General features: G+C 56.2%; 22 protein-coding genes and 2 pseudogenes. 11 read left to right on the forward strand and 13 right to left on the reverse strand.

The features are described 5' to 3' along the window. Nucleotides 1-94 precede the first annotated feature (94 nt). The gene (locus tag RLO149_RS03290) at nt 95-1,069 is read left to right on the forward strand and encodes a glucokinase (RefSeq protein WP_013960637.1); all 975 of its coding nucleotides are present in this window, start codon (nt 95-97) and stop codon (nt 1,067-1,069) included. A 3-nt stretch (nt 1,070-1,072) separates the two neighbouring features. On the opposite strand, the gene pcaG is transcribed toward RLO149_RS03290, so the two are convergent. From pcaG to dctP, 6 genes are all read right to left on the reverse strand, one after another. Beyond that, a complete protein-coding gene (gene pcaG / locus RLO149_RS03295) occupies nt 1,073-1,660 on the reverse strand; it encodes a protocatechuate 3,4-dioxygenase subunit alpha (RefSeq protein WP_013960638.1) in 588 nt (195 codons plus the stop codon). A 2-nt stretch (nt 1,661-1,662) separates the two neighbouring features. Continuing rightward, the gene (pcaH, locus tag RLO149_RS03300) at nt 1,663-2,385 is read right to left on the reverse strand and encodes a protocatechuate 3,4-dioxygenase subunit beta (RefSeq protein WP_013960639.1); all 723 of its coding nucleotides are present in this window, start codon (nt 2,383-2,385) and stop codon (nt 1,663-1,665) included. Next, nucleotides 2,382-2,765 (reverse strand): 4-carboxymuconolactone decarboxylase, encoded by a 384-nt coding sequence (gene pcaC, locus RLO149_RS03305; RefSeq protein ID WP_013960640.1) that lies wholly within the window; start codon nt 2,763-2,765, stop codon nt 2,382-2,384. The genes pcaH and pcaC overlap by 4 nt, the downstream gene beginning before the upstream one ends. 130 nt (nt 2,766-2,895) lie before the next feature. Next, nucleotides 2,896-4,251, reverse strand: coding sequence for a TRAP transporter large permease (locus RLO149_RS03310; RefSeq protein WP_013960641.1), 1,356 nt, complete (start codon nt 4,249-4,251; stop codon nt 2,896-2,898). A 3-nt stretch (nt 4,252-4,254) separates the two neighbouring features. Continuing rightward, nucleotides 4,255-5,565 carry a TRAP transporter small permease subunit gene (locus RLO149_RS03315; protein WP_013960642.1) on the reverse strand — a complete coding sequence of 437 codons (1,311 nt, stop codon included), beginning with the start codon at nt 5,563-5,565 and terminating at the stop codon, nt 4,255-4,257. A gap of 91 nt (nt 5,566-5,656) precedes the next feature. Continuing rightward, nucleotides 5,657-6,757, reverse strand: a complete 1,101-nt coding sequence (gene dctP, locus RLO149_RS03320; RefSeq protein ID WP_013960643.1) for a TRAP transporter substrate-binding protein DctP — start codon at nt 6,755-6,757, stop codon at nt 5,657-5,659. A gap of 373 nt (nt 6,758-7,130) precedes the next feature. On the opposite strand from dctP, the gene RLO149_RS03325 reads away from it, so the two are divergent. From RLO149_RS03325 to RLO149_RS03350, 6 genes are all read left to right on the forward strand, one after another. Beyond that, the gene (locus RLO149_RS03325) at nt 7,131-7,547 is read left to right on the forward strand and encodes a universal stress protein (RefSeq protein WP_013960644.1); all 417 of its coding nucleotides are present in this window, start codon (nt 7,131-7,133) and stop codon (nt 7,545-7,547) included. A 350-nt stretch (nt 7,548-7,897) separates the two neighbouring features. After that, complete coding sequence (locus RLO149_RS03330) at nt 7,898-8,770, forward strand: alpha/beta hydrolase (RefSeq protein ID WP_245538114.1); 873 nt, start codon at nt 7,898-7,900, stop codon at nt 8,768-8,770. A 370-nt stretch (nt 8,771-9,140) separates the two neighbouring features. Further along, complete coding sequence (locus tag RLO149_RS03335) at nt 9,141-10,226, forward strand: hypothetical protein (protein ID WP_245538115.1); 1,086 nt, start codon at nt 9,141-9,143, stop codon at nt 10,224-10,226. Next, entirely contained in the window at nt 10,223-10,579 is a 357-nt protein-coding gene (locus RLO149_RS03340) for a hypothetical protein (RefSeq protein ID WP_013960647.1), read from the forward strand. Before RLO149_RS03335 ends, RLO149_RS03340 begins: the two co-directional genes overlap by 4 nt. 116 nt (nt 10,580-10,695) lie before the next feature. Beyond that, the gene (locus RLO149_RS03345) at nt 10,696-11,682 is read left to right on the forward strand and encodes a TIM barrel protein (protein WP_013960648.1); all 987 of its coding nucleotides are present in this window, start codon (nt 10,696-10,698) and stop codon (nt 11,680-11,682) included. Next, nucleotides 11,679-12,518, forward strand: coding sequence for a PfkB family carbohydrate kinase (locus RLO149_RS03350; RefSeq protein ID WP_013960649.1), 840 nt, complete (start codon nt 11,679-11,681; stop codon nt 12,516-12,518). Before RLO149_RS03345 ends, RLO149_RS03350 begins: the two co-directional genes overlap by 4 nt. On the opposite strand, the gene RLO149_RS03355 is transcribed toward RLO149_RS03350, so the two are convergent. Together RLO149_RS03355 and RLO149_RS03360 are read right to left on the reverse strand one after the other, a co-directional pair. Further along, the gene (locus RLO149_RS03355) at nt 12,503-13,345 is read right to left on the reverse strand and encodes an amidohydrolase family protein (protein WP_044025515.1); all 843 of its coding nucleotides are present in this window, start codon (nt 13,343-13,345) and stop codon (nt 12,503-12,505) included. The genes RLO149_RS03350 and RLO149_RS03355 overlap by 16 nt on opposite strands. Nucleotides 13,346-13,352: 7 nt before the next feature. Next, nucleotides 13,353-14,381 (reverse strand): aldo/keto reductase, encoded by a 1,029-nt coding sequence (locus RLO149_RS03360; RefSeq protein WP_013960651.1) that lies wholly within the window; start codon nt 14,379-14,381, stop codon nt 13,353-13,355. A gap of 278 nt (nt 14,382-14,659) precedes the next feature. On the opposite strand from RLO149_RS03360, the gene RLO149_RS03365 reads away from it, so the two are divergent. Further along, the gene (locus tag RLO149_RS03365; RefSeq protein ID WP_013960652.1) at nt 14,660-16,147 is read left to right on the forward strand and encodes an FGGY-family carbohydrate kinase; all 1,488 of its coding nucleotides are present in this window, start codon (nt 14,660-14,662) and stop codon (nt 16,145-16,147) included. A 372-nt stretch (nt 16,148-16,519) separates the two neighbouring features. On the opposite strand, the gene RLO149_RS03370 is transcribed toward RLO149_RS03365, so the two are convergent. Together RLO149_RS03370 and RLO149_RS03375 are read right to left on the reverse strand one after the other, a co-directional pair. Continuing rightward, nucleotides 16,520-18,310 (reverse strand): calcium-binding protein, encoded by a 1,791-nt coding sequence (locus tag RLO149_RS03370; protein WP_013960653.1) that lies wholly within the window; start codon nt 18,308-18,310, stop codon nt 16,520-16,522. Between the two features lie 174 nt (nt 18,311-18,484). Next, the gene (locus RLO149_RS03375) at nt 18,485-19,036 is read right to left on the reverse strand and encodes a hypothetical protein (RefSeq protein WP_013960654.1); all 552 of its coding nucleotides are present in this window, start codon (nt 19,034-19,036) and stop codon (nt 18,485-18,487) included. A gap of 481 nt (nt 19,037-19,517) precedes the next feature. Here RLO149_RS03375 and RLO149_RS03385 point away from each other — a divergent pair. Continuing rightward, nucleotides 19,518-19,712: pseudogene (locus RLO149_RS03385) on the forward strand (transposase); the annotation flags it as partial. 240 nt (nt 19,713-19,952) lie between these two features. On the opposite strand, the gene RLO149_RS03390 reads toward RLO149_RS03385, so the two are convergent. Further along, the gene (locus tag RLO149_RS03390) at nt 19,953-20,972 is read right to left on the reverse strand and encodes an IS110 family RNA-guided transposase (protein WP_013960549.1); all 1,020 of its coding nucleotides are present in this window, start codon (nt 20,970-20,972) and stop codon (nt 19,953-19,955) included. 72 nt (nt 20,973-21,044) lie between these two features. On the opposite strand from RLO149_RS03390, the pseudogene RLO149_RS23040 reads away from it, so the two are divergent. Next, nucleotides 21,045-22,363, forward strand: a pseudogene (locus RLO149_RS23040) (IS1182 family transposase); the annotation flags it as partial. A gap of 192 nt (nt 22,364-22,555) precedes the next feature. Here the strand turns inward: RLO149_RS23040 and RLO149_RS03400 are convergent. Further along, nucleotides 22,556-23,470: a carbohydrate ABC transporter permease gene (locus tag RLO149_RS03400; protein WP_013960658.1), complete on the reverse strand. Its 915-nt coding sequence runs from the start codon at nt 23,468-23,470 to the stop codon at nt 22,556-22,558. Continuing rightward, nucleotides 23,467-24,570 carry a carbohydrate ABC transporter permease gene (locus RLO149_RS03405; RefSeq protein WP_013960659.1) on the reverse strand — a complete coding sequence of 368 codons (1,104 nt, stop codon included), beginning with the start codon at nt 24,568-24,570 and terminating at the stop codon, nt 23,467-23,469. Before RLO149_RS03405 ends, RLO149_RS03400 begins: the two co-directional genes overlap by 4 nt. A gap of 227 nt (nt 24,571-24,797) precedes the next feature. Between RLO149_RS03405 and RLO149_RS03410 the strand changes: the two genes are divergently transcribed. Continuing rightward, nucleotides 24,798-26,084 (forward strand): hypothetical protein, encoded by a 1,287-nt coding sequence (locus tag RLO149_RS03410; RefSeq protein ID WP_013960660.1) that lies wholly within the window; start codon nt 24,798-24,800, stop codon nt 26,082-26,084. Nucleotides 26,085-26,260: the final 176 nt, after the last annotated feature.

Genomic DNA, 26,260 nt, shown 5'->3' on the forward strand with positions numbered 1-26,260 from the left:
CGCGCAAGCCGCGTTGACCTGCGTGTTAGCGCTCACTAGAAGGCCAGTACGGTCTTGATTGCCGGTCAACCCGGCCTTTTTTGGATTACCATCTATGCCTCACCCTTCGCAAAAGTATTCCTTGGTTGCAGATATTGGCGGTACGAACACGCGCGTGGCTTTATGCGATGGTGTAGACGTGCTCAACCCCACGATCCGGCGCTATCGCAATGCGGAAAATGACGGGTTCACCTCCGTTCTGGCGCAGTATCTTGCCGCCGAGGGGAATGTGCGGCCAAAGGCTGTCTGTGTTGCGATCGCAGGGCCCGTCAATGGCGGCAAGGGGCGGCTGACCAATCTTGACTGGGACATGGACGCCGAAGAAATAGCCAAGGCGACAGGGGCCGCACATGTGGCCTTGCTCAATGACTTGCAGGCGCAGGGATATGCGCTTGATCAACTGGCATCCGATGATCTTGCCTGCGTGCGCCAAGGGTCTGCAACGGCCAAAGGCAACGCGCGTCTTGTCGTAAACCTTGGGACGGGGTTCAATGCCTCCCCGGTTTTCATGACGCAGGCCGGTGCCTATGTGGCCACGTCTGAAAGCGGCCATGCCAACATGCCGATCCGAACGGATCAGGACCTGCGGCTCTGTGCGTTCATCGAGGAACATCACGGGTTTGCCGCGATTGATGACATCCTGTCGGGCCGCGGGCTGGAGCGTGTCTTTGCCTTCGTGGCGCATGAGGCTGGCGAAAGTCGCGTGTTGAACTCGGCAGCCATCATGTCCGCGTGTGTGGATGACAGCGATGACCTTGCGGTCGAAACTGTGCAGTATTTCGTGCGCCTGACGGCGATGGTCATTGCCAATCTTGCGTTGGTGCAACTGCCCTTCGGTGGCATTTATCTGGTGGGCGGGCTGTCCGGCGCAATCGCGCCGTTCATGAAGGACGCGAATTTCGAAGCGGCGTTTCTGGACAAAGGCCGCTTTGCAGATTTCATGACAGATTTCGGTATTTATGTCGTGCAAGACGATTATGCCGCGCTGAAAGGCAATGCGGCCTATTTGAACGGTGTTTTGCAGGGCTAAACGTCAGAAACCAAAGAAAACAGTTTCCCGCGCGCCCTGCAGGTGAATGTCAAAGTGATAGCTGTCTCCCTCGCGCCGGGCGATCAGGGTGTCGCGCCGGTCTTGCGGTACATATCCTGACAGCACGGGGTCAATGTCGTGCGCTTGGCTGTCCTGCGGGAAATACATCCGTGTGTTCAGCCCGATGTTGATCCCCCGTGCAACAATCCAGAGGGTGAGGTGAGGGGCCATCACCCTGCCGCCCTGTGCCGCAACGCATCCCGGTTTGATGGTTTCAAACGAAAATACACCTGTATCAAAGTCCGTCGCCACGCGCCCCCACCCGGTGAACCCATCGTTTCCTGCCAAGCCGCCCTCGGCATCCGCCTGCCAGACCTCAATGATTGCATCTTTTATAGCTTCGCCCGCGCCGTCAAAAATGGAACCTTGCACCTCGATACGCTCACCTTGCGTATCTGGCCCTGCAAGGGCGCGGCCCACTTCTTGTGGATAAATACTCAGTCCCGCCATGACGGGCATGAGACCGATGTGGACATAGGGGCCAGCGGTTTGCGACGCGGTTTCCTGTCTTGGGGTATCAGGCAGGGTCACGGTCAATTCCCCTCGGGCCGGTTCTCAAAGGGGGTGGAACGTGCCCCGCGCAGGACGATGTCAAAGCGATAGGCGATACTGTCAAACGGTTCGCTCCTCTCCATGTCCAGCGGGGCAACCAACAGCTCTTTGGCGCGCTGGTCGGGAACCGCCTGATAGATCGGGCAAAGCTTCAGCAGCGGGTCGCCTTCAAAATACATCTGTGTTATCAGGCGTTGTGCAAATGCGGTGCCAAAGACCGAGAAATGGATATGCGCAGGGCGCCAGCTATTGGGACCGTTTGGCCAAGGGTAGGCGCCCGGTTTGATCGTGTGAAACCGAAAGGCACCGTCCTGATCGGTGAGGGCTCTGCCACAACCGCCAAAATTCGGATCCAGCGGTGCGAAATAGCTGTCGTTCGCATGACGATAGCGCCCGCTGGCATTGGCCTGCCAGATTTCGACCAGCGTATGAGGGACGGGTCGCGCCTGTTCATCCAGAACGCGCCCATGCACGATGATCCGCTCGCCGATCGGGAGGCCTGTGGTTTTGTGGTTTTGCAGCAGATCACTGTCGCTCACAGCGATCTGCGCCGGGACGAATGTGGGGCCCGTCAGCTCGCTTATGGTCGGGTCCATCGCGATGAGAGGTTGCGCAGGCGCGCGCAACCGGCTGGTTTTATAGGCCGGTGCAAGGGCGGGCGGATGTACCTGCCAGTTTCTGGGGGACAGCGCGCGTTTGCTCATTCACCTGCATCTTCCATTTCCGCATAGGTCTGCTTGGCCAGTTTGATCGCATGGTTTGCTGCGGGCACCCCGGCATAGATCGCCACATGCTGAAAGGCTTCCATCACATCCTGCGGGCTGGCACCTGTACGCGCGGTGGCCCTTATATGCATCGGGATTTCATCAAAATTTCTGGTGGCGGCAAGCAAGGCAAGCGTCAGCATGGAGCGTTCGCGCAGGCTGATACCGTCGCTGGCCCAAACCGTGCCCCATGCCGCTTCGGTGATCAGTGTCTGAAACGGCGTCTCAATCGGGTGCCGCTCGGCCTCTGTCTTGTCGACATGCGCGTCTCCGAGAACGGCGCGCCTTATGGACATGCCATCTTCAAACCGGTCGCTCATTGGTGCCTCCGTCGTCTGTTTGCCACATGCAGGGTGTCAAATATTGGGCCCTTTGAATAGAGGCCTTTATGCCCTGTTGCCGCCCCAAGTAAAAACGGCGACCCGTGGGGCCGCCGTTTTGTCTAAACCGTTATCCGTAAACCAGATTGGGTAGCCAAGTGATCACCTGCGGAAAGAACATGCAGATCACGAGGGCCACGATTTGCAGCGCAAGGAAGGGCAGTGCTGCCTTGAAGATATCCGTCATCGGGATTTCGGGCGGTGCCACGCCGCGCAGGTAGAACAGCGCATAGCCAAAGGGCGGCGACAGGAACGACATCTGCATGTTGACCAGATAAAGCACCCCAAACCACAGCACCAGATCGTTCGGATCGGTCATGCCAAAAGGCTCCGGCCCCATGGCCTTGATGATCGGCACAAAGATCGGCACGCACAAAAGCAGGATGCCGACCCAGTCAAGGAACATGCCCAGAACGACCAGCACGATCATCATGATGATCAGGATGCCCCATGGCCCAAAACCGGTGGCGGCAAGGCTGTCCTGCACGAATTGCTGGCCACCTTCGAGCACGTAAAGACCAACGAAAATGGTCGCACCAAACATGATCCAGATGACCATTGCGCTGGCTTTCAGCGTGGTCAGGCAGGCCTCGCGGACCGTTGGCCACGTCAGCTTGCGGTGGATGGCCGCGACGATGAACGCGCCAAACGTCCCGATGCCTGCCGCCTCAACCGGGGTGGCGACGCCGGAAAAGATCACACCCAGAACCACGGCGATCAAGGCAATTGGCGCGGACATTTTCCCGATCAGACGGATCTTTTCCTGCGTTGATATCCGCTCTTCGATGGGAATGGGCGGGCCAAGGGTTGGATTGATCGCGCTGCGCAGCAGAACATACAGAATGTACATGCCCGACAGCATCAGACCGGGAATGACGGCCCCGATAAACAATTCCCCAACGGATTGTTCCGCCACAACCGCATAGATGATCGCGAGGATGGAGGGCGGGATCAGGATGCCCAGCGTACCCCCGGCCATGATCGAACCCATGGCAATCTTGGGGTCATAGCCGCGTTTCAACATCGCGGGCAGGGCGATGATGCCCATGGTCACCACGGCGGCACCGATCACGCCGACCATCGCAGCAAGCACAGTAGAGGCGATGATCGTTGCTGCGGCCAAACCCCCGCGCACCCCGCCCAGCACCTTATAGATCACATCGAACATATCGTTGATGATCCCCGCCCGCTCAAGCATGGCGGCCATAAAGATAAACAGCGGAATGGCCGATAACTGGTAGTTCGTCATCAGCGGAAAGATGCGGCTTGGCACGATGTTGAGCGATTGTGCGTCCCCAAGGATAAAGAGGAAGACACAGGCCAGACCACCGGTCACAAAGGCCAACGGCAAGCCTGCCATCAAAAGTGCCAACAGGCTGCCGAACATGATGAGCGTTAGAAGCTCAATTCCGATTTCAATGCCCATTTTTTATGCCCCTCTTGCGACTGCGCGCACGTCTTTTGCCAGCTTTGAGACGCCTTGCAGCACCAATAGCAGGCCGCCAATCACCATGACCCATTTCATTGGCCAAAGCGGGACTTCCCATTCGTTAAAGCTGATCTCGCCCCAGCGGATCGCAGGGTCTGTGAACTGCGCCATATTGAAGGTGGCCAGCATTTCGGTGGTCGGAATTTCACCGCGCGCCCATGAGGACAGCACCCCGTTACCGGAGGGGACGGCGATTGCATCCATCGCAAAGATGTAGCTGGTCACCAGCAGCGTCCCGGCGAAAATAAAGAAAAAGACCGACGTCAACAGATCGACCCACGCCTTGGATTTCTTTTTCAACGGCGCGTAAAAGATGTCGACCCGTACGTGGGTCTCGGTCAGCATCGCATAAGACCCTGCAATCAGATATTGCATGCCGAACATCAGATACATCGCCTCATGCGCCCAGTTGGTGGGCGAATTAAAGACGTAGCGCGCGATCACCTCGTAGTAATAGACAAAGACCGCGATCACCGCCCAATACGAGACAAACTCACCACAAAAGAGCGAGAGACGGTCGATCCAGTTCTTGCCCCATTCGCGGTCGTCTTTTGGGCCTTCTTCTATTGCGGCATTTGCCAGCGCTCGTTCGAGCTCCGTCATCTCTTCGGGCTCAATCGCGGCATTTGCGCGTCTGACCATCCCGGGCAACATCAGCGCGTCGATCACCAGAAAAGCCAGAATGGTGTAGAGCGCGTATTTGGCAGCATTCGTCCAGAAAAGCCGCGCCTGCGTCGCAATTTCCAGTCGGTCTCCAACGGCATCGAGGGCCTGTTGTGCCTCTTCAATGCGCTCGGAACTCGTCTCGACACCGCCAGTCGCGCGGTCCAGCCTGCGTTGCGCGGATTTCTCGGCGAATGACCCTTCCTCCGCCTCCGACAACGCGGTGGTAAATGTGATGACATCCTCGCGGGCCTTTTCCAGCCTTGGCGTTTCGCGGTCTATCATCCGCTCGGCACTGCGCACCTCATTTGTAACATTTGACAGGGCGTTGCGTGCCGTCTGTTCCTGCCCATTTGAATAGAGAATGAACAAAAAGACTGGCAAATACAGAAAGCCGAGCATGCTTTTGAGGTAAAAGCGGTGCAGCCCGATGATGCCACCCGTCACAAGGATCATATATCCAAGTGCGGAGGAATATTCACGATCAGCGGGCTGGGGGCGACGGGCCAATGCCATGGCAATAAGTGGAAAGGCGATCAGGCCAACCAGATAGAGCCAGTGTGGCAGCGTAAAGCTTAGACTGGGCATGTCTTTGTCCTGTTGAGAAAGGGATGTCTCGCACGGACAGCCCGACAGAACGCCGGGCCGTCACATTGATTTGGTCAGTACCTGACCCCGATCAGAGGTTCAGCGTCAGACCTTCGATCTGCTCTGCCGTCACATACCCCAAAGAGCCGGACATCATGTAATCGAGCTGGATCTTGAACACGCGTGCCGCGTCCTTGTCGCGGTTGGCGTAGTCGAACCAGATCGGAACGGCCACTTCGGTCATCAGTTCGACATCGTCCTGGCTAAGGCGGTTGATCTCTGTGCCGTCTGCCTCAAACTTGGCCCAAGCTTCCTGATCCGCTTGCTGGATCGCGGCATGGTGCATGTCAGAATAGACGTGCGTCTCCATCTCGACAAACTGCTGCATTTGGGGCGTCAGGGCATCCCATGCGGCTTGGCCAACGGTGATGTCCATCAGGTCAACCGGCTGATAAAGCGACATAAAACCGGGAGGGCCCATGGAGATGTACTTTGTCACCTGGCTGAAGCCAAGCGCGTAGTTCACCGCAGGTCCGACAAAGTCGGCCGCATCAATCGTGCCTTTTTCCAGCGCCGGGAAGATTTCAGAGCCTGGCAGAACGGTTGTTTCGGCACCGATTTCGCTGAACACTTCGGCGACCATACCACCGGGCATGCGCATTTTCAGACCGGCAAAATCGTCGATGGAGCGGATCGGCACCTTGGAGTGGATGATGTTGGGGCCGTGGTGGACCGGGCCGATAAACTTCATGCCCTGTGCGGCGTAAAGTTCGCGGGCAATCTCCAGACCGCCGAGGCTGTAAAAGAAGACGTCCCATTCATGTGGGTTGCGCAGCCCAAGTGGATAGCTGGTGAGGAAGGTCGCAGCAGGGATGATGCCTTGCGCGTAGATCGTGAACGGGTTTACCGCGTCAAGAACGCCGTTTTTCACCGCGTCATAGAGCTGGAAGTCCCCAACCACGTCGTTGGCGCCAAAAGCGGTAAAAGATAGCTCGCCCCCGGTTTTCTCTTCGATGGAACTGCACCAGTCTTTAAAGGTCGCAAGGCCAATCCCGCCTGTGTGCGACGTCTGGATTTTCCAGGTTGTTCCTTCACCGGCTGCAGTTGCAATATGCGGTGCGGCCAAGGTTGCGGCACCAGCACCGGCAAGAGTGCGCAGCGCGTTCCGGCGGCTTGTTGTTTTGATGGTCATATCGTCCTCCCTATTTGGATCGGCAAAAGGCACGGGTGTGCTTTGGCCCTGATCTCGACCGAGGATTTAGTACTTTTTGTCGCAATTGGTAAGAAGTTTTTTCCAGTTTGGCCGCTAACAGTCAAAACTACCCTGTTTTTCAAGCGAATTGAGGGGGCAGTCACCCGGCCAAAAGTCCGTTTGATATTTCGATGGTCTGGCCAAAGGGAGGTTGAAACAGTGGATAAAACCCCCGTTTCGAATCACTTTCACTGAGATTTGTCAGGTGCCGCGGACATGAATGGGGCAAAACGGGGTCGGGCTTGACTTAAAGCAAAGACGCCAAGCCGAAATCCTGCTCTGGTCGCGGTGAGCATGAATGATCGGAGGACCTATGTTTCAGTCAATAGTCGTCGCTGTGGATGGGTCGGACGCCGCGACCCGTGGTGTGGACGCCGCGTGCAAGTTGTCCGAAGCCTTTGGCGGCGAAGTCCACCTGATACACGCTTTGGAAAACAAGGCAGTGGACAAATCCGACCATGAAAAGCTGGCATCGGGCGGTAGCGGGCTCACCTCAGATGTCATAAAGTCGGCAATGGCCCGTGCGCAAAACGCTGGCATCACGCCCTCCAGTGCTACAGTCGCGGAAGGGGACGCGTTTGATGAAATCATGATGATCGTCAACCTTTACAGCGCTGATCTCGTCATCACCGGGCGACGTGGTCTTGGCACGTTCAGCGGCATGTTTGCAGGTAGCACCTCGCAACAAATCGCCAAACACGCAAGTTGCGCGTTTTTATCCATCAAATAGAAAAGCGGCGAGGGCGACCCTCACAGCTTGTCACCCATGTTAAAACAATGCATCTGGGCGGCCTTTTGAATTGTCGGGCGGGTGAAAAGTGACGCTTGTGTTGCGGTCCGATGGGGCGCGCATTTTGCAATGGCGAAATCCGCCCGACGCCGCACGACTATGCCAAGTGACAGAGACATTCTTATTTGTTAAGCTGCCCGTATTACGTGCAACGAATTTTAAATTTCCAGATTTCAGATGGGAGTGACGCAATGTTATTCGTAACCAATCGATTTCCAAAGCAAAGCATACGATCCCGCAAGGGTAGAAAATTCAACTTCGATCTCAGAAACAATGCGCCAAGCAATTCCGTGTTTTTCTGCGAAATGGGCGATGATGAGGATCACACAGAAATTGGCAGCGCAGAGTTTCTTCTCAGGTTGAAGCAGTCCGAATACCGGCAAGTCCTGTTGTTTGTGCATGGCTTTAACAATCTTCCGGAAGACGTGTTTCGGATGGCAGGCGAACTGCAAGAACTTTGTGATCAGAAAAAGAAAAAAGAATCGCTGGTGGTGCCGATCATATGGCCCTGCGACAATGACCTTGGGATTGTTGACGACTATTGGGACGATCAAAAATCAGCGGACCAAAGCGGCTATTCCTTTGCTCGCGTTCTGGAAAAGTTTTTGGAATGGCGAAACTCGGATGCAAATGAACCCGACGTGGCACCCTGCCTGAAACGCATCAACATGTTGGCGCATTCCATGGGCAACCGTGTCTTGCGCCAGACCCTTGTTGAATGGGACAGATACGATCTGGCATCCGGCGTACCGCTGTTATTTCGCAACACCTTCCTCGTTGCCGCAGACGTCGTGAATGAAACACTCCAAGAAGGAAATTCTGGTGAATTGATCAGCCATGCGTCGCGAAATGTGGTCGTTTATTATGCCTCTGATGATCTTGCGTTGCGCGCCAGCAAAGCGGCAAACCTCAGAAACAAGGTGGCATCTCGCCGGTTGGGCCATACCGGGCCCGAGGATATGAAAAAGACCCCGCGTAACGTATTTCAGGTCGATTGCGATGACATCAATACGGCGTATGACATGCCGACGGGTCACAATTATTTCCGCTATGCCAAACAAGACGGCAATCCGGGCGTGGTTTTTGAACACATCTTTCAGTGCGTCGAAAACGGTCGGGTCTTTCCCGATGATCCGGACCAGCGGTCGATCATATTGACGTAGGAACTGATAGCCCATGGCCCGCCACAAGCGGCGTAAGACGTTGTGACACCTGCCCACGGGTTGTGTTTTGGGTGAGGCGGACACCAGATGGGTGCACGTTGTACGGATCGTACAGTTCCGCGCAGATTTCCGCCAATTGGATGCAAAAGCTGCGCAGAAGTAGCCAATGAAAGAGGCCGTTCGCCATGATTACTTGTGGCAGGGGCCATGGTATACTATAATTTCCCGTATGAGGTGTACCGCTCAGCCGATTGAGAAACGTCAGAGGTTCGCGAACAACCCGTCGCGGCAGGTCCGACAGGCTGGACGCGGTTTGCAGGCGAAAGCAGATCAGAGTGTCTCTGTAGATCGCCTCTCGGCGCTGCAACGCATGGCAGACAGCGGAGCTGGTGTGACACCGGTTTTGCAGGCTTATGCTGCGACATCTGCAGACCCGCCGCCCCAATGGCGTCTTAGTGATTCGCGAAAGTCGGCTGTCCCGCAGGACAAGAGCGGTGGGGGTGCGTCGCTTTATGCCACGCCAGAAATCATCAAGGATGGGGATGACAAGTTGCTCGCGGCCTCCTCAGCCATCGGCCTGACCCAAACGACTGATTTGATGGAGCTGGAAGGAAACGATATTTATCGGGTCGCACCATATCTGCGTGAAACGGCGATTGCGGATGTCGACCATGACCGAACGAAAAAGCTCAAAGAAATCAACGCAGGTGACAAGGCAGACGATATGGGCGTCACCGATGATGATATTCTGGCCATGTGGACCGATTGCGGCAAGGTGGCCCGCACGGTCATGGGAGTAGAGGGTACACGGTCCAGCCCGAAGGCGACGACCGAAATTGGTGACAGCAAAGCCTCGGGCAATCCTGAGGCCTACTCCAAAGAGATGTTTCCAAAGGCCATAAAGGCGTTCTTCGGGACCGACGCCAGTGAGGGCTTTTTGACCAAAGGGGTGCACTACCGCTCAATCGGTCCTTTTTTCTGGTTCATCAAGCCGCGCAGCGCAAAGTCAGCGCGGCGGATGTATCACGCGCTTGGAGAAGAGGGCCGCAAGGCGTTTGACAAGCACGTCGGTATCAACCGCTATGCAAACCCGGACATTGGAAGTGCGTATACCATGGTGACCGAAGGCGATATGCCGGGGTTTAAATCAAGTGGTCATACGTGGAATTTCCATTGGGCGGGCGTTGTGGCCAAAGATGGGGCTGACAATGTGACACTGGAAAGCTACGCGGTCAGCGCAGCAAGCCGGATCAAGGCCGCTAAGGAAACGATGTCGGGCAAGGAACTGAAGGACGAGATCGCAAGATTGCGGAAATGGGCTGCCGAGTTTGTAGATAGAAGTTGGGCGTTCCAGATGTATGGTACTGAGGCTGAAGCTGGCAAAACGTTCCATGATGAGCATCTGGCCACCGGTACGCACGGCAATCGCGCCACGACATTCAACGCCAAGTCATGAGTGATGCGCCACCGATCATAAACGCATCTGACCTCAAGAGGAATGTAGGGCAGATCGTGCGTGTTGCAGGTGAATACCGGCCAGATTTCAACCCGCGGCACAGAACACTGGTGGAGGACGCAAATGGCAACCTGACCGCAGCGGGATGTATTGTCTTGCTTGCGCTTGCGGATGGCACATTCGTTGATCTGTTCGACCGACCCGAAGATGAAGGCCGGACGCTTCACGGCAAAGCTGTGGTGGTGACCGGCACGCTTTGTGCGCCCGACACGAACACCGGTGATGCGTCAGTGGCGCAGGCAGCGACTCTATTTCATATGATCCGTATCAGCAGTATCGCATTGGCAGAATGACTGCGCACACGTTTGATCCAGCGTTTTGAGCGGTGACCGGATGGTCTTGCTGCTGCGATAAGCATCCTTTCAAAATGGAAATTGCCAGTCTTTGTCAGACTGACTAAGGTTCGGTCATGAAACAAGAAAACACACCCCTGTTTGCTGCAAGGCTCAATGCATTCAAAATCGGTGCCGACGCCTATTGGCCGGGGAAAAATAAGGTCACAACCGCTGATCTGCTGGCGCGCGCGGCAACGGCAGGGCTCACGGCGGCGGATCTGAATTACCCGGATCATTTTGCAAACGACACGCCTGCCCAGCTTTCGGATGCTTTGCAGGACAGTGGTATGGTGCTCAACGGCATGGCCATGCGGTATTATACGGATCCGGGGTATAAACTGGGGGCCTTCACGCATCCTGATGCCAGCGTCCGGCGCGCGGCGATTGACGAAACCAAGCGCGGGCTTGACGTGCTGGCGGATATGGGCGGGCGTTTGATGACGCTTTGGATGGGGCAGGATGGTTTCGACTATTCGTTCCAGATGGACTATGCCCGCGCGTGGGAAAACACGATCGCGGCGATCACTGAGGTTGCGGATCACAACCCGGACCTTGATATCGCGTTGGAATATAAACCCAATGAGCCGCGCGCCTTTGCCCTGATGCCCGATGCGGCCACGACCCTTCTTGCGCTCAAGGAGATTGACCGGCCCAATACCGGTGTCACCCTTGATTTTGCCCATGTGCTTTATGCCGATGAGATGCCCGCCTTTGCCGCCGCCCTCGTGGCGCGTCATTCGCGCATCCTTGGTGTGCATCTTAACGATGGCTACGGCAAATGGGACAACGGGCTGATGGTGGGTGCCGTGCATCCCGTGCAGACCATTGAACTGCTCGTGGAACTGACGCGTGCAGGATATGATGGCGCGATCTATTTCGATACGTTCCCGGACCATTCCGGCCTTGATCCTGTCGCAGAGGCGCGCACCAATATCGACGTGGTGAACCGTCTGCGCGCGATTGCGCAGAGCCTCGCCGGGGACGCTGATCTGCAAGCGGCCATCGCCCGACAGGATGCGCCCTTGTCCATGCGTCTGGTACAGGCGGCCATGCTGAAATGACCATTCTGGTGGTCGGTGCGCTACATCTTGATGTGGTCGTTCGCGCTGCGCACATACCTGCTCTTGATGAAACGCTTGCGGGGTCAGGCGTGGATTATGTTTTTGGCGGCAAAGGGGGCAATCAGGCGCTGGCTGCGGCCCGTTTGGGTGAAACCGTTCACTTTGCAGGCCGGGCGGGCAGCGATGCCTTTGGCGACGTTCTGCGCGCGCGTCTTGCGGCAAGTCCATTGAATATCAGCCAATTGCAGCGCGATCCCGGTCCCAGTGGCATGAGCAGTGCCATCGTGAATGATGCCGGAGAGTATGGTGCGGTGATTGTCTCTGCCGCCAACCTTGCCATTGATGCAGACCAGATCGAAATCCCGCCAGAGACATCCCTTGTGCTGCTCCAGAATGAAATCCCGCACGAGGTTAATCTGGCAATCGCACAAAGGGCGCAGGCCGCAGGGGCGACTGTCTGGTTGAATGCCGCACCGGCCAGAGCGCTCTCAGATGATATGCTGGCCTGTGTCGATCTGTTGATCGTCAACCGGGTTGAGGCGGCATTTTATGCTGACCTGACGCAGAAAGCAGATGTTCTCACCACGCTGGGTGGGGAGGGAGTGACCTATGACGGGTCCACCTATCCGGCCTGGGATGTTGCCGTCGCGTCCACCCATGGCGCTGGGGACATGTTTGTCGGGGCCTTGGCCGCATTCGTTTCCCAAGGGGCCAGCATGAACGAGGCCTTGCCGCGCGCGCAGGCTGCCGCCGCATGGCTGGTTTCGACGCCAGTGGCAAAGCGTGACGATGATCACGCGCTGTACGCCTTTCTGGACGCTCAACTCAACCGGTAAAACCGCGCGGCCGATCCCCCAAAAACCGCCGCCTGTTCGTCTGCACTCAAACCTCTTGTGAGCGTTTGCGCAGCTGCGTACCAAACGTCGTATTCAGCCTGCAGACGGCACACCGGCCAGTCAGACCCCCACATCACGCGATCGGGGCCAAACACCTCAAGCACATGGGCAGTAAAGGGGGCCAGATCCTCGACCTGCCAAGCGTCATCCGCCTCTGTCACCAAGCCTGACATCTTGCACATGCCGCTGGTTTCCTGCGCCAGTCGACGCATGCCCTCGGCCCATGCCGGAAATATGTCCTTGCCTGCACGCTGGTCCCTGATCTGTGGTTTCATCGCGTGATCAAAGACGACCCTGAGGGCTGGATAACGTTGAGCAATCGTCAGGAAATTCGGGATATGTTGCGCAAACCCGAGCGCATCAAAGGTCAGATCCAGATCAATCAGCGCAGCGTAAGCCCATCGCACATCCTGACGCAGCATCCAGTCGACATCCGGGATATCCTGAATCATCGGGCGTACACCCAGAAACTTTGGATGCTGCGCCCAGCTTTCCAGATGTTTCAGATGGGACGGGTCCTCGAAATCAATCCAACCGACGGCGCCTTTGACAAAGGGCGACGCATCCGCAAGGCCCAGCATGTATTCGGTTTCATGCAGCGTCGCGGCGGCCTGAACCAGAACCGTGCCGTCGATATCATGGGCCGCCAGTATCTGCGCCAGATCATGCGGCGCATAAGCGCGGTTCAGGGTGGCATTGTCTTGCGGCATCCAGTGGTAATCACCTCGCGCAGGCTGCCAGAAATGCTGATGTGCGTCGATTTTCATACCAACGTCAGACCGGTGCATCTTCGCGCATGAGGCCCTTGGCCTTGAGGTCCGCCCAAAGGGCCGCAGGGATTTCGGCCTGTGCTGCCTCCAGGTTGGCCTGCATTTCGCCCACACCCTGACCGCCGGGAATGACGGCCACATGAGCCGGGTGCAAAAGCGGGAACTGGAAAGCGGCATCCACCATGCGCACACCATGCTCCGTGCACACCGCCTCGATTGCGTTCACCCGGTCCATGATTTCCTGAGGTGCCGGATCGTAATTGTAAAACGCGCCGGGCTTGGCACCTGTAGCCAATATGCCAGAATTATAAGGCCCGCCCGTTACAATGCCGATCCCGCGGCTATCACAAAGCGGTAGAAAGCTGTCCAGCGCTTTTTGTTCCAGCAACGTGTAGCGCCCGGCTAACAGAAAGAGGTCAAAATCACCCCGCTCAGCCAGTGTCTGGCAGACTTCCCATTCATTCACACCGCCGCCAATGGCGCGGATTAGCCCCTGATCACGCAGCGAGATCATCGCATCATAGCCCCGCCCGCCAAAGAACTCTTCGATCCGCATGTCCGAGGCTTCTTTCGAGCCATGTGAAAAGACACACAGATCATGCACATAGAGAATATCAATGCGATCAACCCCAAGGCGCGAGAACGAATGCTCGAACGAACGCATCACGCCGTCATAGGTATAATCGTATTGTTCGCGCCGTTGCGGGACGTCAAACCATTTGCCAATCCCGGAACGGTAAGGGGCATCGCAGGCCTGCATGAGCCGCCCCACCTTGGTCGACAACACGTATTCATCCCTTGGTTTGTCGCGCAGGAAAGGATTGAGCCGCGTCTCCGACAGGCCCAGCCCATAAAGCGGTGCCGTGTCAAAATAGCGAACGCCCCCCTGCCATGCGGCATCCAGCGTGGCGCGCGCGTCCTCGTCGCTGATGGCGCGGTAAAGGTTGCCCAGAGGGGCGGTGCCGAACCCGAGTTCCGTAAAAGTCAGCCCGCCGTTGCCAAGTCTGTCCCAATGCCGCGTTTTCAATGCCATGTTGGTCTTCTCCCTGATGCTGGTGCGAGCATAGACCGATTTGCCATCGCAAGACCAGATCACCGCGCGGGTCTTGTGTCGGCTATGGAACGCGGCGCAACTGGTCGGCCTTGCTGCGTTTTTGTTGTGCACAGGTTGGTAAGGCGTTCTATCTGCCCTATACACAGCGGCACCTGCGACGTGCATTGATTTGGCAGGTTTGGTTTCAGATTTTGGGGGCGCGTCCCGTTTGATGGGAAATCGTCAACTCAAACGGCGACAAGGGAAGAGAGAACTTGATGGCCTACACGCTCGGCATTGACATCGGCACATATGAAACCAAGGGCGTTCTGGTGGATGAAACGGGCCACATTCACGCGCAGGCGGCGCGGGGCCATAAGATGCTTGTGCCGCAACCGGGCTGGGCGGAACACCGTCCGGAAGAAGACTGGTGGGGCGATTTCGTGCATGTGTGCCGGACCATACTAAACGACAGCGGGATAGATCCCGCCGATATCAAGGCCGTTGCCTGCAGCGCGATTGGCCCCTGCATGCTGCCGGTGGATGCCCGAGGCACGCCGTTGATGAACGGTGTGCTTTACGGTGTCGACGGGCGGGCCGAAGCGGAGGTGCGTGAACTCACTGAGCGCATCGGCGAAGACACGATCATCGCGCGCTGCGGCAATGCGCTGACATCGCAATCGGTCGGGCCCAAGATCCTCTGGCTGAAACGACAACGCCCCGAGATTTACGCAAACACTGCCCATATCCTGACATCGACCAGTTTTCTGGTGCAACGCCTCACGGGTGAGGTGGTGATTGATCATTTCACAGCGGCGAGTTTCTCACCGCTTTATGATGTCGTGACGCAGGGCTGGGTCGATGATCTTGCGCCGGATATCCTGCCACTGGACAAGCTGCCCCGGCTTTTGTGGTCAAATGAAATCGCCGGGACCATCACCGAGGCGGCGGCAGGGGCGACCGGGCTTGCGGCTGGCACGCCTGTCACGGCGGGCACCATTGATGCGGCGGCAGAGGCGTTCTCGGTGGGTGTCGATCAACCGGGTGACATGATGATGATGTATGGCTCGACCATTTTCATTGTCCTGCGCACCGCTGGTCGGACCCCTGATCCGCGCATCTGGTATGCGCCTTGGCTATTTGAAGGCGCGCATACCGCGATGGCGGGCCTTGCGACCTCGGGGACGCTGACACATTGGTTCCGGGATCAGTTTGCGCGCGATCTTGCGGTAGATGCTGCATTCCCGACGCTGGCTGAGGAAGCGGCCACCAGCCCACCCGGTGCGAATGGGCTCGTGATGTTGCCCTACTTCTCCGGAGAGCGGACCCCGATCCACGACATGAATGCGAAAGGTGCGTTCTTTGGGTTGAACCTGACCCATACGCGCGGCGACATGTATCGCGCGCTGATCGAGGGGATCGCCTATGGCACGCGGCATGTGACGGACACCTTTGCCGAAACAGGTCAAAGCCCGACCCGCCTGCTTGCTGTTGGGGGTGGCACGAAAAACCGCCTTTGGCTGCAGGCGACGTCGGATGTTACGGGGATTGATCAGATGGTCTGCGAAAAAACGTCCGGCGCGGCCTATGGCGATGCGTTTCTTGCCGCTTTGGCAATTGGTACAGTTAGGCGCGCGGATATCACCGACTGGAACCCGGTGCAGGAAACCGTGCGAGCCACCCCGGACCCGATCTATGAAAAGCACTACGCCCTGTTCCGCCGTCTCTATGAGCAGACCAAGGATATCGCGAAAGAGATGGGATAAAGTCCGCTGTGCGGGACAAACCCGACCTTGGGTTTTTCGTTCTCGCTGACGCAGCATCCGCTCGTAGCCGTGGCCATAAATACGTTATGACGTAGCATGTTGTCGCTAGAGCAGTCGTTCAAAGCGTGTTTGAATCTCGCAGATTGACAGCAGTTTCGCATGTTCGTTCACTTAATCGGCCCTGCTGAGTGATGTCGAAGCGATTTGCTCTGCTTGGGCAGCGCAATGCCCGTGGAAAAAGTCTTTTGCGTGTGTGGTCTTATTGTCGACGATTTGGCCAGCAGGTCGATCCATCGGCTCAGAGACATTACCCAGCAGAAGCAATAGCCGACAAAGCGGTCAAACCCCTTCTTAGAGGGATCATCATTGCTCTCACAAAAACAAATCCCCTGCCGTGAAATCTGTCGCGTCGGTGCCGGGACCGTCGTTGATGCGGAGCTCCAGGTCGATGATGCCGTCGCCGTTGACCTCGCCGTAAAGCCGGGTCTGACCACCGAACTCCTGCACCCAGAGCGCCCTTGCGCCGAAGCTCAGGCCCACGGCTGAGGTGACAGCACCCAGGAAGGTGAAGGCCTGGTCGCCGACCACGTTCGTGTTCGCGTCGATTCCTGCCACATCGATGGTATCGCCTCCTCCCGCGCCCGCACCGTCAAAGCCCGAGATCGTGTCGGCGTACCCAAAGGCCGACTCCGAGATCGCGTTGAATTCGAAGACATCGAAGCCTGTGCCGCCATCCATGACGTCGATACCCGCACCACCAATGAGCGTGTCGCCAGAGTTGCCGCCAAAGAGCGTGTCATTCCCCGTGCCGCCATCGAGCAGATCGAACCCGTCGCCGCCAAAGAGTGTATCGTTACCCGACTGGCCGAACAGGTCGTCATCCTGCTGCTGACCATTTATCAGATCATTGCCGGCGCCGCCAAAGAGCGTGTCATCATTCGAGCCGCCGAACATGGTGTCATCACCTGCCTGGCCGTCGAGCACATCGTCTCCGCCGCCGCCGCCCATATAGTCGTTTCCATCGCCGCCGAGCATTTGATCCGCGCCGGTCTGGCCGAACAGCGTGTCGGCGCCGTCCTCGCCGAAAATTTGGTCCGCACCGCCGTTGCCCATGAGCGCATCATCGCCCGCGCCGCCGCGCAGGATGTCGTCGCCCTCTCCGCCGAACGCAGTATCGTTCCCGTCACCGCCGTCGAGCTCGTCATTGCCGCTTGCCCCCCGCAGCCGGTCATCCCCCGCGCCGCCGTCGATGTCGTCATTGCCAGTTTCTCCGGCGAGATTATCGTTCCCGGCGCCACCATCGATGTCGTCATCGCCCTGTCGGCCAAAGACCGTGTCATCGCCTACACCACCAGAAATCGTGTCTTCGCCCTCTCCACCATTCAAGCGATCGTTGCCTTCATCACCGTACAGAGTGTCGTTACCGATCCCACCCCGCAACACGTCATCTCCCGCTCTACCGTAAACGATGCTATCTTTTTCGCCCGAATTAACATGCTCTGACGTTTCGTCTCCTAGCCAAACATCTGCCGCATCACTGACGACGTTCATTTGAACGAACCGAGTTAGATCTGTAATGGGTCGCGAACCATCTAAGCTGATTACATTGATCCAATCGTCTTCAACTAGAGCGAATAAACCTAAATTTCCTTCGAGATCAGTTGCACTGGCATAAAACGTTCCGCCGAGAAACCCATGTAAAGAGAACTTTCCGGTCGGAAGTTCAAGTATCCTAGTTTCCCCATTTTCAACTACATAAATAAGGTCAGCGCTATCATCTGTTCGAAAACCCTGGTAGGTCTGCATATCAAAATCGATGACCACCGATGGCAACGGCAGGTTTTCCTTTCCAAACGTCGATGCAATACTTGCATGTCCATCGGGTGTTAAACGAATAAGGCCCTTGTACAGTGTGGTAAACGATCCCGTGTCGATACGTGCGGACTCCGTGTAAAAGTAGACATCCCCATCGTAAACGATGGGCCTAAGTGGCAGGACGTACTGATAGGTAAGTTCGAAGGATGAGGGCGCAGCGACTTCGACATCATCTGCGGTCACCTTGTACAAATTGTTGCCCGCTTGACCATGACCTATAACGTAAACCTCCCCGTCAAAAACCATCGCAGGACGCGCACCAAAGATGGAGTTTTCCGAGACAGACATTGTTAGATATGTCCAAACCCCGTCGACCAATTCCCAAAGGCCTGATACGCTTTCGCTGGAATCCGGAGTCCATCCTCTGATATCGGCAAACACCCGACCATTTGCTGTCCACTGATTCCAAGCGTTTATATACGTCGGATGCATGGGTATATCGAACGAATTCAGAAACGTCGCTCAGTCCGTTCTGAAGTCGTAATGGTAACTATGGAAGGACTGCAAAAAGCCCGGATTGCTCTTATAACTGAAAATAAAACCGTCATCGTGAGGGTAGGCCTGTTTGAAGCCGGTAATCTCTTCAACTCCCGGAATTTCGTCAGAAAGCCTGCTGGTTGAGCCATCTGTGTATAGAAAAGTCGGGACCCGATCGCCTCCGCCTTCGAGCGCCAAAATCCTGCCATCATCTTCAAAGCCCGGCACGATCGTGTCTAAATCAAAAAAGGAGGATGCGGACCCATGCGTAATGTCAGAAAAAAGGGACAGCGCACCATCGTCGTTGAAATGATACAGCTCGTAACCAACGGCGTCACCTTCCACTCCATGAGGTCTACCCGACACCATGATTTCCCCGAAGACTTCGGTTACAATAGAATATGGTGTAAAAGTCGATCCGCTCGCAGTACGAACCTCTTTCAGGCCGCCTTCTTCGCTGTCAAACCCAAACAGTGTTTGGCCTGCTTCGGATCCAAACGCACCGAAGTATATCCCACCTAGCCCTTTGATCCACATAAATTTTTTTACCTAATAGCTTCATTAATTATTTAATTCTATGCGGCGCGATGAAAATGTAAATTTTTTCTGATCGCAAATTAACTAATGTTCATTTTGTAGATAATCCGCAAAGATCGGAAAACCGCGCCTGACGATGTGCCCGATCGGGGTGATAGCTCGGTCCGAGAACCGCACCGCTGAGATCGATCAGAACCCATACGTTTCTACCGTCGGCGCAAAGCTCCGTTTTTGGCCTTATAGCGAAAGCGGGCGCTTGGGGGATGTCGGCTTCGTCCGCGACCTGATCCTTAACTCCCAAGGTTACGCTATGCGCAGGACGAATGGCAATTCTTCCGCTGCATAGCGGCGTCAGCAACCGCGCACCTGCAGCACTTCTTCTGCTGCGCGCGCAGCAAGATCAGAGCAATGACCGGTTTGGGCTGAGGGTGTGTGAAAACTCTGGATGTTGTATGCTTCCCGTCAAGAATAGGAGGCGTGCATGTCGGGATATATCGAAGGTGCAGATCGAAGTCAGATGACGCTTTTTCCGGACCGGCTGGAAGACTGGATCGACGAGGACAATGCGGTTCGCGTGATTGACCTCTTTGTGGAGGAGATCGACCTTGAGGCGATCGGTTTCCTGTGGACGGCGCCGGCGCGGACAGGGCGGCCCGGCTATTACCCATCTGTCCTGTGTGGATAGCTCCTGCATAGCAAGACATATTTGAAGTAATTTCGCACTGGTCAGAAGCAGACGTGTGTCCGGCCTGTTTGCGCGGCACTCGTAGCCGCCGGCCCTGATGGTTTCCGCGACCAAGTCCCAAACGGCTTATCGAACAACAATGTGTCCTGGACATTCGACGGGGTGTCTTGGTTGGCGGGCTGACTGTGCGCCATCATTTCGTAGGTCTTGCTGTCTCGGGTGTTCCTTTTGTTAGGCTGTGTGAGGCCGGTAGTATTCGTTCTTGGTTAACACCGCCCAGACAATTCGAGCAGTCTTGTTTGCCATTGCAACGGTCGCCAGTCGAGCAGGTTTGCGCTCAAGAAGGCCGATAGCCCATGGATCGACGCGGTCAGGATTCACTTTCATTTGCCGCAATCTCGCTGTCATCCCGGTCACCAAAAGACGCCGAATGTATCGGTCACCCATTTTTGTGATCCGTCCTAATCGTTCTTTTCCGCCACTCGACATGTTCAGAGGTGTGAGCCCCAGCCACGCTGCAAATTGTCGACCATTCTTAAACTGTTTTGCGTCGCCGATAGTGGCAACAATGGCGGACGCGGTCACAGGGCCAACGCCTGGGATCGTGCGCAACAGCATAACGCGTTTGTCCAGTTTCGAATGAAGTCGCATGCGCATCTCGTACCAGCGGAACCGGAGATGCATAGCGACAAGTTGGTGGCTAAGTTGTTTCAGAACATCAATTGCGATTTGCGGAAGGGCGGGCTTTTCTCCCTCCAGAACACCTTTGGCGTATTTGACTGCGGCTCCGGTTCCTTGTGGAATGATGACACCAAACTCGGCGAGCAAACTGCGAAGCATGTTGCTGAGTTGTGTTCGTTGCCTGACGATCAAATCGCGCGCACAATGCAGGAACAAGACGGCCTGCTGTTCCTCGGATTTGGGCGCAACAAACCGCATCGTCGGGCGTGTCACCGCTTCACATATAGCTTCGGCATCATTCGCGTCAGATTTGCCGCGTTTGACATAGGGCTTCACATAATTGGCTGGGATCAAGCGAACATCGTGCCCAAGCTTGGTCAGTTCTCGCGCCCAATAGTGGCTGGACCCGCATGCCTCCATGCCGATCAAACAGGGCTCCAGATTGATGAAGAACTGCATGAGTTGTGCGCGCCGGATCGCTCGATTGAAGACAACCTCTCCATCCTCAGTAATTCCGTGAACCTGAAAAACATGTTTGGCCAGATCGATACCGATTGTTGTAACTTGCATTGGGTAGCTCCTTTCATAGCAGTGATAGACAACTGCAGTATGGCGCATTGCGACGCCGGGTGGAGCAGGAGCTATCCACACCAACCGCTTAAGCTGTTTATCTACGGCTATCTGAACCGCGTGCCCTCCAGCCGCGCGCTGGAGCGGGAGGCTGGTCGCAATGTTGAGGTGATGTGGCTGACGCGGCGATTGGTCCCGGACCACAAGACACTCGCTGATTTTCGCCGCGATAACGGTCCCGCCATTCGGCGAACTTGTGCACAGTTCGTCGAACTCTGTCGCCGGATCGGGGTGCTGAAGGGGGATTGTGTTGCCATCGACGGCTCCAAATTCAAGGCGGACAATAATCGAGACAAGAACTTTACCAAGGGCAAGATCGCGAGCCGCACCACCCATCTGATTGCGAGTATCGAGCGCTACCTCGATGAAATGGTCCGGATCGACCGTCAGGAAGAGGGTGAGGTCCGGGCCGAGAAGGTCGCCAATCTGGCACAACGCTGCGCGCGTATCCGGCAGGAGATCGAACGCTTGGTGGACATCGGCCAGGCGCTCAGGGAAAGCCCGGACAGTCAGATATCCCTGACGGATCCGGATGCCCGCTCCATGGCCACCAGCGCCAAGGGCAGCGGTTTTGTTGGCTACAACGCCCAGTCCGCGGTGGATACCGAGACCCATCTGATTGTCACACATGACGTGATCAATGCCGGGCACGACATCAATGCCGGGCACGACCGTGAACAACTGTCGCCGATAGCCAAGGCGGCAAAGGCCGCTCTCAGACGTGACGAAATGAGCGCGGTGGCTCCCTCTCGGGATATTGCTTCGCAATACCCTGCCGGGCAGTGGACAAGGGCTACTTCAGCGGCCGCGAAATCCTGGCCTGTCACGAGGATGGCATCACCCCGACCCTCCCCCGGCCCGAGACTTCGGGCAATCGCAAGAAGGGCATGTATGTGAAGGCCGACTTTGCCTATGACGCGGATGCGGATCTTTACCGATGCCCGGCAGGTGAGACGCTGACTTACCGCTATACGACCGAAGAAGGCGGCTTGATCGTGCGACGCTACTGGACCAACGTCTGTCAGACCTGCCCGGTCAAGGCGCGCTGCACCACCGGAAAAGAGCGCCGGATCACACGTTGGGAACACGAACATCTGGTCGACGAGATGCGCGACCGCATGAGCAGCGAACCCACATTGATGAAACTGCGTCGCTCAACGGTCGAGCACCCATTCGGCACGATCAAAGCGTGGATGGGGGCGGCGCACTTCCGGATGCGCACGCTCAAGAATGTCCGCACCGAGATGGCATTCCATGTCCTCGCCTACAACATCAAGCGCATGATTAACCTAATCGGTGTACGTGGGCTTCTGGCCGCCATTCCGGCCTGATGGGCGGCGCTCAGCTCAAATCGTATCGCAGCAAACGTCACAAGTGCGCAGATTCAGCCCTCTCCGGAGCAAAAGGCGCAAAAGTGGCCCAAAATCAGGATACCTCCACAAAATCGGTTGAAACGTCCTCATCGTCGAGAAACCAAGCGAGTTTCCACACACCCTCAGCCGGGAGCGGTCATTGTGCCGCGTTTATTTCACCGCCCCGGCTGCCATGCCCTTGATAATGTATTTCTCCAGAAACACAGCGACGATTATCAACGGAAAGATCGCAGCGGTCGACAGGGCGGCCATGGACCACCAGTTGATGCCTTGCGATCCGGTCTGAGAGGCCACCATCACCGGCAGCGTCGTTGAGTTCGTGGCCGTCAGAAGGGCGGCAAAGAAATATTCGTTCCAGCACAGCACGAGGCTGAGGATAAAGGCGGCGACCATGCCGGGCAGGGCGATGGGCAGGACGATCTGCATGAACGCGCCCCAGATGCCAAGCCCGTCGACCAATGCTGCTTCTTCCAGTTCCACGGGGATGCCCTGAAACTGGTCGCGCATGATCCAGATGACAATCGGCAGCACCATCAGCGTGTAAAGCAGGATCAGACCGATGCGGCTGTCCAGCAGGTCCAGCGAGCGGTACAGCACCAGAAACGGCAGTGCCAGAACCACCGGGGGCAGGATCATCTGGCTGAGGAAAAAGAACGAGATGTCGGAATTGCGCATGAATCCAAAGCGGTAGTTGAACCGCGACAGGCCATAGGCCGCCAGTGACCCAAGCACCACCGCGAGGGTGGAGGCGGAGATGGCGACGATGGCGCTGTTCCAGAAGCGTTTGAAGAACTCTTCGCGCACGGTGGAAACCTCGCCGATGAGGCGGGGCGACAAGCCTAAGCTTTCCCAGCCGCGCCATTTCGGGACGAAGTCGACCCATGGGATCATATTGCCCTTCATCACGTCTGGCGCGAGCTTGAAAGACGTGGTGATCGTCCAGAAAATCGGGAACAGACAGACAAAGGCCCATGTGATCAGGGCGGCATAAATGGCAATGCGGCTGACCCACCATTTCGTCGGCATGCGCTGGTCGCCCTCGTGATCTTTGAAAACCGCGCTCATGCAGGACGCTCCATCCAGCGGCTCACGAGTTTCAGCATGAGCGTTACGAAAATGACGATCAGGACGAGATAGACCATCGCCAGCAAGGTCCCGTAGCCCACGTTCGAGCGGTCCCGGTATTCGCGGAATATGAAACTTGTCACGCTGTCGGTTGCCCCGCCGGGTCCTCCAGATGTCACGTTAATGATGATATCGGCGAGCTTGAGTTTAAAGATAATGCGGATCACCACGGCTGTGACCGATACGGGCAGCATCAGGGGGAATATCACTTCGCGAAAGCTTTGCCAGCCGGATGCGCCATCGACTTTCGAGGCCTCTATGATTTCACGCGGCAGGGCCTGCAGACCAGCCAGCAGCATGATCATCATGAAGGGAATAAACGTCCATGCGTCCATGGCCATGATCATGAAGCGGGCGATCTCCGGGGTGCCAAAAAAGCTCGGTTCAATGCCCATTTCGCGCAACACGCGTGAGATCGGGCCAAAGCGGACCTCCAGCATGGATTTTCCGATCATCCACGACACGGCCACAGGGCTCAGCATCAGCGGCAGTAAAAACACCACACGGAAGAACTTGCGCGCCCTGATCTGCGCGTTCAACAGCAGGGCCAGACCAAAGGCGATGACGTATTCCACACTGACCGCCAGCACGTAATAGACCATGTTTTTCAACGCGTTCCAGTAAAACGTATCATTCCACATCTCGCGCATGTTGTCCCAGCCGTTGGGCTGCGGTCCATTGGGCGATGCAAGGTTCCAGTCGGTAAACGATATATAAAGCGCAAAGAGCAGCGGAAAGACCACAAGGCTGATCACAAACAGGGCGGCGGGCAGCACGAAAAGCGTGCGTTTGCCCTTTTCACCATTCACGATCACCTGAGCGGCACAAAGCGCCGTGGCCCAGAGCATATAGGCATAAAGCACGGGTCGCCACGTGTCGAAACCACTCGTCACGCGCCCGGTATCAAAGGCCATTTGCCAGGCGGCCAGTGCTAAAAACAGCCCGGCGGATCCCCATACCAGTGCTTTGCCAACCCGCCTGCGCGTGTCGGAAATTGCGTCCGCCGTAACGGTGTGGAGAAGGTCGCCTTCGTTCGTCATACCGGGACGTTAGCGAGGAAGTTGCTGACTGTTAAGGCGTAAAATAAACCTGAAGCTTTTGGGGTGCCTCGGTTCGAAAGACCCTCGGTTCTATCTTCCAAGAAAATATGCCCACGCCGACGGTCAACCGTAAAAGATTTCTTCAGACGGATTAGCTTCGGTAAAAATGCGAAAGGCTGTTACGGTCAGCGCAGGGCAAATTTTTGGCCCATTGAGGGAAGAGTAGAATGATCAGAAGTCTTTACACTAAAGTGTTTTTTACCGCAGTTGGATTGTTTCTCATTGGCGTTGGCGCGCCGTCGCCTGCCGTCGCGCAATCAGGGGGGTGGGTATCGTGCGGCGATGCAGGCGGTTGGTGCGTGATCAACACAACTGATCCCGTGCGTCTTCGTTACGGCAGCGGCGAGGACTGGACTATTACGACGGCAGGCGTGGGACGGGATGGCGGACTTATTCCCTGCAATAACAGCTTGGGCAACGTCAAACCCGGCGCAAAGACCTGCGAATACCAGATATTGACGGGGATGGACCAGTATGTCGCCGAGAATACCTATAAATGCGGCACAGAAGGGACAAATTGCTTTGTAAATGGCGACAAGGACCGACCCTATTACATGAAGTATGGGACGGATGATGCGTGGATCATGGTTCCTGTGGCCCCCAATGCACAGGGGAATGTCGCATGCAGCATACACACCTTTGGATATGACCCGGTCCCAAACGTCCATAAGCACTGTGAAGCAGGCATTGAGTATTCTGACATTACCGGTTGGGAAATCTGCTCTGGCGGCGAAAGGCCCTGCACGACCGACAAATCTGTTGTTCAGTTGGTGCGCTATGGTCAAGGCAACGATGGCAGCAACCATACGTATCGCGAGGTCGCTGCCAACAAGGTAAATTGTGGGCTGGACACATTTGTTGTGGACCCGATGAACAACGTTGTAAAATCATGCTATGTCGCGACAGTCCCGGATGACTCACTCGAAATTATTTCTGTCAAAGGTCAGTGGAAGCAGATCATAGGGCATAATGACAAGATGGCTTTTAAAACGGCTATTGGCGTTACTGGAAGCCGAGCGGACACAAAGACGTCGGAGTGGAACCTTTCGGTCACGACCGCCATTGAAGCTGAAGCAAACGCGCTCTTCGCAAAGCAAACGACCTCTTTATCCTTCACGGCGTCGGGTGGAGAGTCGCGTTCATTGACCGAGGCACTGGAACAATCGACTCTTCAGGAGTTATCGGTTTCCTGCACAGCCAGGAACGGTGAAGTGAACGTCGGGTTATTTCAATGGACATATGAAGTGGAGGAAAACTGCGCGGTTTCCGGCACCTGTGCCAGCTCCTCAAGTATCCAAACACGCGATACATGGTGCGTGTTCCATCCGGATATTTCTCTGATTAAGTTTCGGCCTGTCTGTCGCCCGGGCTGCTGTGCAAACAGGAATTGCACGACCTGTATGACTGAGCCTGAAGCCTGCACGGTCATGATCAATCCGCAATTCGCCGACTAACCCGGTGACATTAATTTGAGAGTGAGTGTTAATGGGCCGTTCTGCAATGGGCGGCGGCTTTGTAAAAACTGCTTTTGACAACTGCGCTAACGCCTGAGGGCATTTTTGCGCTAACGCCTGAGGGCATTTTTATGAACGTTTGATCGCGCGTCAGGTGTTGCACCATGCGGCCATCA

The organism is Roseobacter litoralis Och 149, from assembly GCF_000154785.2.
Taxonomy (GTDB): domain Bacteria; phylum Pseudomonadota; class Alphaproteobacteria; order Rhodobacterales; family Rhodobacteraceae; genus Roseobacter; species Roseobacter litoralis.